This is a genomic window from Streptomyces sp. NPDC050636, from assembly GCF_040654775.1.
Classification (GTDB): Bacteria; Actinomycetota; Actinomycetes; order Streptomycetales; family Streptomycetaceae; genus Streptomyces.
Genome location: NZ_JBFAIP010000237.1, coordinates 1 through 2,725, shown reverse-complemented (window position 1 = coordinate 2,725; position 2,725 = coordinate 1). Strand labels below are relative to the sequence as shown.

Below are 2,725 nucleotides of genomic sequence, written 5' to 3'. Positions count from 1 at the left end.
CGGAGGGTGAGGACTTCAGCGAGTCGCTGATCAAGCAGCACGCCGAGAACAAACAGGCGTGGCAGGACCCGACCAAGTCCGACCAGGGCACCGTCGTCAGGACGCTTCACCCTCCGCGACAGCCGTAAAGCCGTCCGTTCGCCGAGTCCTTTGCTGGGAGACGGGCAGGTAAGCCGCCTCCCACCACGTATGCCACAAAAGCACTTTCACGGGGGAGTTTCACCTTGTCCATGATGCCGCCGCACGCTGTTGTCTGGGTTCTGGACATGCTCGGCTTCAACTGGCCGCACGCGGACGAGGACAAACTTGTCGAATGTGCCCAGGTGTGGCGCCAGTTCGCGGCCGAGGTGCGGGAGCACCAGGCCAACGGTGCTACGTACGCGGCCAATGTGCTCGGTGAGAACGCGGGCGACGCCATCGAGGGTTTCAGCGAGACCTGGGACAAGTTCGCGGGTGGTTCCGGCTACTTCGATGATGCCGCTCAGGCCGCCGAGGTCATCGCCTTCACTTTTGAGGCCGCCGCAGCCCTCGTCATCGGCATGAAGATCGCCGTCATCACGCAGTTGATAATCCTCGCCGCGGAAATCATCGCGGCTCAGGCGGCGGCACCTTTCACCCTCGGCCTGTCCGAAATAGGCGCCGCGGCCGCCACGCTGGCCACCCGTGAGGTCGTCCGCCGCATCCTCAAGGAAGTTGCCAAGCAACTCCTCGACGCGATCATGGAGGCTGCCAAGGAGCCGGTGATATCCGCCTTGGAGGCGATGGTCTCCGACCTGATCGCGCAGACCGTCAACCAGAACTTCGGTGCCCAGAAGGGCTATGACCTCGGCCGGACGGCCAAGGAGGGCTACAAGGCGGGCGAGGACGCCTTCAGGAACACCGGCGAAGCCCTCGGCGAGGGTCTGCGTGACGGCGCCGGCGGCCGGGCGGGCCGACGTGCGCGCCACGGCTTGGACGGTGCGGCAGGCCACGGCGACAGCGACGGAGGAGACGGCGGCGGCTCCGGCGACGGCGGAGGCAACGGCTCCGGATCCGGAGCCGGCAGCGGAAGTGGCTCGGGCTCCGGCAGTGGGTCGGGCTCCGGCAGTGGGTCCGGTAGCGGAGACGGCGGCAGCTCCGGCAGTGGATCTGGGAGCAGCGACGGCGGCTCCGGAAGCGGGGCGAACAGCGACGGGGGCTCGGGGAGCAGCTCGAACAGCGGCTCCGACGGCGGCTCCGGCAGCACGTCCAACGACTCGGGCGGCAGCAGCGGCAGTGGCGCGGGGGGCGGCAGCCGGGGCAGCTCCGACAGCGGAGGCTCCACCAGCCACACCCCCCGCGCTTCAGACAACGCAGGCGCAGGCTCGGACTCGGGCTCGGGCTCGGGCTCGGGTTCGGACTCGGGTTCGGACTCGGGTTCGGACTCGGGTTCGGACTCGGGTTCGGACTCGGGTTCAGGCACAGGTGCGGGCACCGGCACCAACCCGTCCTCCCCCGACACCTCCACACCGGGCCCCGACGGCAACCGCACTACCCCCGAGGCGCAACCCCTCCCGCCCCCGGAGCAGCGCTCCCCCTTCGACGAGGGCTACCGGGGCGGCAACGACAGCCCGGACTCGGCCTCCAACACCCCCGGCTCCGGCAACACCCCTGAGTCCGGAAGCACCCCCGACTCCGGCAACACCCCTCACGCCGGAGGCACTCCCGACTCAGCGGGCCCCACCCCGGACGCCTCCCGCCCGGACCCCGATTCGATACGCCCCCAGCCGGCACCGGACAACACCCCGGACGCCGCACGCCCGAACCCGGACTCCATCAGCACGCAACCGGCCCCAGACACCACCCCGGAGCCCATCAGCCCCCAGCCCGCGCCCGACACCACCCCGGACGCGGCCCGCCCCACCCCAGACCAATCCCCCCACCAAGCCGAGCCATCGCGCCCGGACACACCCCAACCGGCCCCAGCCCCGTCACCGGCCCCCTCCCCAACCCCCGACCCCGTCCCCGACGTCGCCGGCAACCCGCCCTCCTACAGCGACACCCCCAACTCCCACGACAGCACCGGCAACAACCCCACCAACGGAGACAACTCCAACACCGGCAGCGGTGGCCGCGCCTCCATGCCGCACGCCAGCCCCCCACCCCAGGGCGCCCCGGTCCACCACACCCCCACGACCAGCCAGCCCATCCAGCAACGCGACCCAGCCCCCGGCAACCCCATGCCCACCGTCCCGGACGACCACGACACCACCGTCACCACCCAATCCGCGGACACCACAACCGCACCCCCACCCACCCAACACACCACCAACCCCACCACCCCCCAACAGCCCCAGCCCAACACCCCCCAGAACCCCGGCCCGATGATGGGCGCCCCCACCGGCATTCCCACCCAGAACGGCCCCACCACCGGAAACACCACCCCACCCCGCAGCGCTCCACCTCGCGGAGGCACGCCCTCCAACCGCCGCCCCGACGGCTCCCAGGCAATCCACGACGCCACCCAGCAGCGTCAGCCCGAACGCCCGGCCTACGACCCCCGCCTGGACGGGCCCCGCCGGGACGCACCCACCACACCCCCCGGCAGCAACCGCCGCCCCGACGGCTCGCAGATCGTCCAGGACCACACCCAGCAGCCCACCCCCGAACGCCCCCCGCACAACCCCCGCCTCGACGGCCCCCGCCAGGACCAGAACCAACAGAACGGGCCAAACCAGCAGGCGCCGCAGAACCAGCCAAACCAGCA

Annotated in this window: 1 pseudogene; it reads left to right on the top strand. The window is 71.1% G+C overall.

Going from position 1 to position 2,725, the window contains the following annotated elements:
* Window positions 1–224: 224 nt before the first annotated feature.
* Window positions 225–2,725: pseudogene (locus AB0I10_RS40925) on the top strand (hypothetical protein); the annotation flags it as partial.